Below are 7,435 nucleotides of genomic sequence, written 5' to 3'. Positions count from 1 at the left end.
ACGCAGGCGGGGGGGCGGGTGCTGGAGCGGGCGCGGCTTGCGCGGCCGGAGCCGACGCCGGCTGGGTGTCAGCGGTGTTCGAACCGTCGCCGATTGGTTCGGGGTTGTAGTCGACAAGAAACTCATGCCAGCTCGGATCGACCGAGGAGGGGTCTTCGCGGAACTTGCGGTACATCTCCTCGACCAGCCATTCGTTCTGACCGAATGGTGAACTCGTACTGCTCACGGCAGCTGCTCGCCTCGATTCCTCTGTCCGGCAAGCGTGCTAGCGACGCTTCCCACTTCCTACAACCGGTGTCGGCGCATGTCACCCGCGGTGTCCGAGGTGTTTCCGCCCCATAAAGGCTAACCCTTTGCCGACAATCCGCCACGGTCACGGGATGTCCGGCAACGGGCACCGGCCGGGCTGGTGGCTAACCGGCGTCGCGAGCCGTGGGCAACAGATGCAACGTGACCGGCCACCGCACCGGGGGTATCCCGAACGCATTGCGGGTGTTGCGCACGATCTTCTTACCCACCAACCGGTTGCCGATCGCGCCGATCAGAGCGCCGATACCGACCGGCAGCATCTTGCCGAACAGCAGCGCACCGCGCCGCAGCGTGTATTTCCTGACCGCGTACTTGAGCAACCGGGAATTCAACTGCGACAACGCGGGCATCGGCAGTGATGCCACGCCCTCGGAGAGCCAGGCACCATTAGTGCGGCGCGAGCCGAGCAGTTCGCCGAGGGCGTGCTTGCTGTCGTCGCCAACCAGCACGGCCAGCACCAGTGCACGGCGGCGTTCCCGATTTTCGGCAGGAACGCCGTACACGGTCGCCGTCGCTAACGCGAAAAATGCAGTGGCCTCGAGGAACACCGCCGTCTCCCCGGCCGCAGCGGACAGCACGGCCAAGGTGCCGAAGCCCGGCAGCACCGCCGCCGAACCCACGGCTGCACCGCTGGCAGTGACGGCGGTCACGTAACGCTTTTCCAGCTTCGAGATGATGACGGCGGGGGTGGCCCCGGGGTTTACCCGGCGAAGCCGTTCCACATATGCGGTGGCCGCCGGGCCCTGGATCCGTGCGCTGCGCTCGATGATGCTGGCCAATGCACGCGCGGATGCCTTTGGCTTGCTGTCGGTAGCGGCGGGCAGCTGGTCGTCCGCTGAGTGCGTCCGTCGGGCGCTCATTAGGTGCCTCCGAGTCCTACGGGAAGTCCTACCGGAATATGTCTTCAGGCTAGCTGCCGACGCAGGAAACGTGTGGCAAGCGTCCCCGTACATCGGTTCGTCGCACTTGCCGGGGTCGTTACCCTGGATAAGGATGCCGCGGCGATTGCGGTTAGCAAACGCGTCGGGGCGCACCAGGCCAGGGCGGCCAGGATCATGGGGCTTCGCGACGCCGGTGTCCGTGGATAACTTGCTAGCGATGATGCTGGCCCAGCTCTAGCGGCTGCGTGAGTTTGCCAGTTCGCCACGGGCCGGTCAACGGGACTGGCAGGCGGCGCCGGATAGCGAGGTGGGGAATCAAGAGAGGTAGGGACATGACTGCGGCGACTGCTCGGCGGCGAGCGGGTGGCGACACCCGACGCGCGGGCGGCGCCATGGCGGCCAAGCGCCGCAGAGCCGCAAGTCCGTGGGTCGCGCTCTGGGCGATGATGGTCGGCTTCTTCATGATCCTGCTCGACTCCACGATCGTCGCGGTCGCCAACCCCAGCATCATGACCAAGCTCGGCACCAGCTACGACACGGTGATCTGGGTGACCAGCGCCTACCTGCTCGGTTATGCGGTTCCGTTGCTGGTGGCCGGCCGACTCGGTGACCGATTCGGCCCGAAAAACCTCTACCTGGCCGGTCTGGCAGTGTTCACCGCCGCCTCACTATCGTGCGGCCTGTCGGGGACCATCGGGATGCTGATCGCCGCAAGGGTGGTACAAGGCATCGGCGCCGGGGTGCTGACCCCCCAGACGCTGTCAGTAATCACCCGCATCTTTCCGCCGGAACGGCGCGGGATGGCGATGAGCGTGTGGGGCGCCACGGCCGGCGTTGCCACGTTGGTTGGGCCGCTGGCCGGCGGCGTGCTGGTCGACGCGCTGGGCTGGGCGTGGATCTTCTTCGTCAACGTCCCGATCGGGCTCGTCGGTCTGGGGCTTGCGGTTTTGCTGATGCCGGTTTTGCCCACCCATAAACCCCGTTTCGATCTGGTTGGCGTGGGATTGTCCGGGCTGGCGATGTTCCTGATCGTCTTCGCGTTGCAGCAGGGTCAGTCCGACGGCTGGGCACCGTGGATCTGGGCGGTGTTCGTCGCCGGCATCGGGTTCATGACCGCGTTCGTCTACTGGCAGTCGGTCAGCCCCGACGAGCCGCTGATCCCACTCGACATCTTCCGTGACCGCGACTTCAGCCTTGCCAACCTCGGCGGGGCGGTGATCGGGTTCGCGGCCACCGCGATGATCTTGCCGCTGATGTTCTACGCGCAGACGGTCTGCGGATTGTCGCCGACCCGTTCGGCTTTGCTGACCGCACCGATGGCGATTACCAGCGGCCTGCTTGCGCCGATCGTCGGCAAGTTGGTCGACCGTTCCCACCCTCGCTCGGTGATCGGCTTCGGCTTTTCGGTTTTGGCGATCGGGCTGACCTGGCTCTCGATCGCGATGACGCCGTCCGCGCCGATCTGGCAGCTGGTTCTGCCGTTTATTGCGTTGGGTTTTGGAATGGCGTTCATCTGGGCGCCGCTGGCCGCCACCGCGACCCGCAACTTGCCGTCGCGGCTGGCGGGCGCCGGTTCTGGTGTGTACAACGCGACCCGCCAGGTCGGTGCGGTGTTGGGCAGCGCCGGCATGGCCTCGTTCATGACGTCGAGGATCTCCTCCGAGATGCCGCCGATGCCCGACGGCGACGCATTCGGCCCGCAGGGTGGCAACGGTGCCGCCTTGCAGCTGCCGGGATTCCTGCGCGAGCCGTTCTCCGCGGCGATGTCCCAGTCGATGCTCCTGCCGGCTTTCATCGCGCTTTTCGGCATAGCGGCGGCACTGTTCATGATCGGCTTCACCGGCTCGGGGCACGGGGACGACCGGTCGATGCACGCCGGCGGTCACCAGGATGGCGCCGAGGCCCGGACTCGACGGATTCGATTGAAGCCCAACGCTCCTGACGAATTTCCCGACGACGATGATGACGGCTTCGGGGATGGCTTCGACGATGACGACGACTATGTCGAATACACGTTGTCGCCCGCGCGCAATGCCCCGCGCGAACCAGTGCGCGACATCGAGCCAACACGGACCCATGTCGATGACGACAACACCGAACCGTTGCCCGTTCAGATCGGGCACCCACACCCGGCACCCGCTGAGGCCTGGCATAGCGCACCTGTCGAATCGTGGCGCAGTCTTCTCGTCGACGACGACCCTGCGCCGGTGCCGGAAGCCGAGCCAATCGGATTCGCCCACAACGGTTTCCACGTCGACGATGAGCAGCGCTTCCGGCCGCTGCAGCAGGACCGGCCTGAGTCGCCGCGGGCACGCAACAGGCACTACCGCCCCGACCCGGACGACACCGCTGGCTACGGACGGCATTCATTCCGGGATCGTTAGCCGGCGGGCACTGCGCCGCCAGCTGGTGTACCCGAGGCCGTCAGAGCCAAGAATGCGCCCAGCTCCACCAACCCCGCCGGCGCGGCGGGCAGGTAGTCGGTCAATGCCTCGGCGCGCACGATCACTGTCGCATACTGTGCGCGGCTGATCGCCACATTCAACCGGTTTCGGTTGAGCAGGAACGGGATTCCTCGTGGAATGTCCTCGACGGACGAGGCGGTCATCGAAATGAACACCACCGGTGCTTGGGCACCCTGAAACTTGTCGACAGTCCCGACTCGGACTTCGCCGAGCCCAGCGGCCGCGAGCCGCTGGCGCAGCAGCACCACCTGCGCGTTGTAAGGCGCCAAAGCCAGCACATCAGCGGCCGTCAAGGGCCGACTACCGCGCTCATCGGTCCACGTTAAGCCAAGCAGCGCGTTGATCCGTGCCACGATCGCGTCGGCTTCTTCCAGACTCTCGGTCGAGTTGCCCTCGTGGCGGACTTCAACGATGTGGACCCCGGGGGGACATCCATCGAGGCGGCGCGCCGCGGTGATATCAACGTAGGACTGCAATCGGCCTTCGTAAGCCAGTGCCGATACCGGTGCGCACACCGCCGGATGCATCCGGTGGGTGCGGTCCAGGAAGTAGCCCCGCTCGGCGGGCAACGTGCGATGATCTTCGACCAGCCAGCCCAGCGCAGATCCATCGACCGGCTCGGGATGCGTGCCTTGGCTGACCTGAGGCAACTGCTGCGGGTCGCCCAGCAACAGCAGGTTCGCGGCGGCGGACGCCACGGCAATCGTGTTGGCCAGACAGAATTGGCCGGCCTCGTCGATCACCAGCAGGTCCAGGCTGCCCGGCGGGACGCGGGTGGGGTTGGCGAAGTCCCAAGCGGTGCCGCCGATCACGCACCCCCTTGTTGGCCCTGTGTCGGTGATGAAACCGGCGTATTCCTGCTCGGTGATCTGTTGCCAGCGGACATCGTCGCGGTCGTAGCGTTTCTTTGCGACCCGCAGCGGATCGACGCCGGCCTCGATCGCACAGTCGAGCAGGTTCTCCACCACGGCATGCGATTGCGCGACAACACCGATGCGCCAGCCGTGCTCGCCGACCAGCCTCGCGATGACCTGCGCGCCGGTATAGGTTTTGCCGGTTCCGGGCGGCCCGTGCACCGCCACGTACGACGAGTCCAAGTCGAGCAGCGCGGCCGTGATGTCGTCGATGGCTTCGCCGGTCCTCGGTAGCGCCGCGCCGTCACGGGTCCGAGGCGGGCGGCGAAGGAGAATATCGAGCAGCGCGGTGCGGGGGAGTTGCGGCAGTCCGGCGGCCACGGCGGCCGCCGCCGATTGAATCGATTCCCGAAGTGCCGTCGTCGGAATGGGCGGACCCGGAGTAAGCGCGAACGGGAGTTGATGAAAGGTATTGCCGTCTTGAGGTACTCGTTCGACGACGACGACCTCGGTCGGAACTGTCCAGTCGTCAGCCTCGATCACCGTGGCCCGGCCCGCCGCCCGTCGATCGGGGTTATCGGTCATGCCGGGCGGGGCGGGCGGCTCGTAAAGTGCAAACACTTCGGAGTTGAGTGCGCCGCGGGCCAATTCGCCGGTCAGTTGTACCCGTCGCTGCAACTTGCGGGCACGCGGAGGCCGGTCCCAATCGACGGCGATGTCCGCGTCGCTGACCATGAAGACGTCGGTGTCATCGGCCCATTCATCGGCTGGGTAGTTCAGCCGGTCGAAATGCGCCCACCAGAACGGTTTGTCCTCGCGGCGGTGATAGCCGCGTGCCGCGGCCACCAGGGCTACGGCCGTCTGTTCCGGAGTGCGCGCGCTGGCCTCCGCGACTTCGGTGAAATCGTCGAGAACGCCCGCTAGCGCGTCAGGTTGTTCGATGCTGCCGCCATCCGAAACAGGCTGCGCCCCAATGGGTGTGATGCCTGATTCGAAGGCCCGCATTAGTAGCCAGTCGCGTAGGGCACGGGTGGATCGGCAGTCGTAGAGGTTGTAGTCCTCGATCTCCTTCAGCACGGTGGCGGCCTCGTCGAGCTGGCCGTTGTCGCGCAGCTGGCAGTATCGGGCGTACTGGGTGATCGAGTCTGCGGCGGTGGTCACCTCACCGGAGCGCAGCTGCGACCCCATGTACAACGGCTCCAGGGCCTTGAGGCCGACGGATTCGCTACCGACGCGAATGCTTTTGCGCACGATCGGATACAAGTCGACCAGCGTCCCGCTGCGAAGTAACTCGTCCACTTCGTCTTCGCCGACTCCATAGCGTCCGGCAAGGCGCAGCAGCGCCGTCTTCTCATAGGACGCGTAATGGTAGATGTGCATGGTCGGAAAGCGTTTGCGCCGTTTGGCCACCAGCGCGAGGAAGTCGGTCAGTGCCTTGCGCTCATTGCGGCGGTCATGGGCCCACAGCGGATGGAAAGCCCCCGACCGTCCGCCTTCCAAGACGCCGAACAAGTATTCCAGCCCCCAGTCGGTGCCGTCGGCCGTCCAGAGTGGGTCACCCTCGAAATCGAAGAACAAATCCCCATCATCGGGATTAGGCAGCAATGCTAACGGCTGCGGGTCGGCCACCTCAAATTGCGGTGTGCCGGTATCACGCTGGTGCACTTGCAGTTTGGCCTGCGAAACCAGCTTGGCGACAGTCCGGGCCGGTAGCTCAACGACCGGACCGGTGTGGTCGGCCAGTTCGGCGAGCGTGGTGATTCCCGCGTCGATCAGCTTGGCGCGCTGAGTTATCCGCATCCCCGCGACAAGCAGGAGATCGTCGCTTGCCCGTACTTGCTCCTCGCAAGCCGCGCATCGGAAACACGCGTGTACCCGCTCGTTGTCCCAACGCACCGGTGTGCCGCCGGCATAGTGCTCATCGAGCAGCCGCTGCAAGCTCGCACGCTGCTCCAGGTAGACCGGGATCAGCTCGTCGATGCGGTAGCGCACTGCCGTGCCGTCGCCGAGCACCAACTCGGCCTCCGGAGATACTGGTACGCCGGAACGGATCAGGGCGTCGGCGTAGGCCGCGATCTGAAGCAGCGCAGTGACCTTCGCCGAGCGGGCCAGCTTGGTGTCGGAGACTCGGTACTGCTCGTCATCACGCACCAGGAAATCGGCGAACCCGACGAAACGGCCGTCGAACATGGTGGCCTGATACACCACCGCGGCGTTGTTCGCGACGGCCCGCTGCGTGGCCGCGGCGGCGGCGGTTAAGCCGGCGACGGTGTAAGAGGGGCGGCCGATCACGACCACCGAGTCGGAGGATTGCTCGCGCAGCTGATCGAGCCGTCGTTGCTCATGCTGGTCACCGAGAGCAGCGGTACGTGCTAGTAATTCGTCCTCGACGACGATCCCCGGAGCCCAGCCAAGCCTCGCATCGAAATTGCGCAGCAGGGCGTACTCACAGCGAGCGGCGGCCGCGAGATCCGACGCGCTGTAGATGATGCTGTCGCCTGCCAGGAACACAGCAGCAACTGTAGGCCGAAGCACCGACAGGCTGGGCTAGCCGACGCCGTTGGCGATCAGCTCCACCCCGTTGCCGTTCCAGCGAAACTTCACCACGCTGGGCAAGCCGATACCGCCGGAATACACCAACGCCACCGTGTCGCCGTTGCACTGCGACGTGTCGATCCCGTTGAATCCGTAGGTGTCGGGCACTCCCTGCGGCGGTATCAACTTGCCGAGGTGAAACATCACCGCCCTGGTGTTGGGGCTCTGCGCGTTGGTGTTGGCCTTGACGATCACCGCTGACAGCTGGGCGCATTCGTTGTAGTTGCCGGCCAACGGTTCGGGGTTCCACGGCTGCTGACTGCGGGGGTCGCGGGGCAGCTCCGAAACCCCTCGCGCGATCGCGGGCGCGCTGAGGCTGACGGCGCACGGG

General features: G+C 65.8%; 5 protein-coding genes. 1 reads left to right on the top strand and 4 read right to left on the bottom strand.

Annotation, left to right across the window (positions count from 1 at the left end; translation table 11 throughout):
- Both WB785_RS11155 and WB785_RS11150 read right to left on the bottom strand, forming a co-directional pair.
- The coding region (locus WB785_RS11155) for a 2-oxoglutarate dehydrogenase E1 subunit family protein (RefSeq protein WP_424079152.1) at positions 1–226 on the bottom strand (226 nt) is incomplete at its 3' end.
- 187 nt (positions 227–413) lie between these two features.
- Positions 414–1,169 (bottom strand): hypothetical protein, encoded by a 756-nt coding sequence (locus tag WB785_RS11150; protein ID WP_424079150.1) that lies wholly within the window; start codon positions 1,167–1,169, stop codon positions 414–416.
- A 353-nt stretch (positions 1,170–1,522) separates the two neighbouring features.
- Between WB785_RS11150 and WB785_RS11145 the strand changes: the two genes are divergently transcribed.
- On the top strand, positions 1,523–3,574 hold the full coding sequence (locus WB785_RS11145; RefSeq protein ID WP_424079149.1) for an MFS transporter: 2,052 nt from the start codon (positions 1,523–1,525) through the stop codon (positions 3,572–3,574).
- Here the strand turns inward: WB785_RS11145 and WB785_RS11140 are convergent.
- The gene (locus WB785_RS11140; RefSeq protein ID WP_424079147.1) at positions 3,571–7,020 is read right to left on the bottom strand and encodes a TM0106 family RecB-like putative nuclease; all 3,450 of its coding nucleotides are present in this window, start codon (positions 7,018–7,020) and stop codon (positions 3,571–3,573) included. The genes WB785_RS11145 and WB785_RS11140 overlap by 4 nt on opposite strands.
- A 36-nt stretch (positions 7,021–7,056) precedes the next feature.
- A partial coding sequence (locus tag WB785_RS11135; protein WP_424079145.1) for an LppP/LprE family lipoprotein occupies positions 7,057–7,435 on the bottom strand: 379 nt, incomplete at its 5' end.

Origin of the sequence: Mycobacterium sp., assembly GCF_049585075.1 — a bacterium.
Taxonomy (GTDB): domain Bacteria; phylum Actinomycetota; class Actinomycetes; order Mycobacteriales; family Mycobacteriaceae; genus Mycobacterium.
Note: the sequence above shows the minus strand (reverse complement) of the source record. Positions and strands in the feature narration are given on the sequence as shown.